The 223-nt window shown below is 64.1% G+C and carries 1 protein-coding gene; it reads left to right on the top strand.

Going from position 1 to position 223, the window contains the following annotated elements; genetic code table 11:
- On the top strand, window positions 1-223 hold a 223-nt coding region (locus WFH44_RS21420), incomplete at both ends, for a VOC family protein (protein WP_336716676.1).

Below are 223 nucleotides of genomic sequence, written 5' to 3'. Positions count from 1 at the left end.
CTTCTCCACCCACGAGAAGCACAACATCATCCAGATCTGCGACAAGATGGGCGCCCTGCGCATGTCCGACCGGATCGAGCGCGGCCCCGGCCGGCACGGCGTCTCCAACGCATTCTACCTGTACATCCTGGACCCGGACGGCCACCGCGTGGAGATCTACACCCAGGACTACTACACCGGCGACCCGGACAACCCCGTCATCACCTGGGACGTCCACGACAAC

Origin of the sequence: Arthrobacter sp. USHLN218, from assembly GCF_037144715.1 — a bacterium.
GTDB lineage: Bacteria > Actinomycetota > Actinomycetes > Actinomycetales > Micrococcaceae > Crystallibacter.
This window is presented reverse-complemented; position numbering and strand designations above follow the sequence as displayed.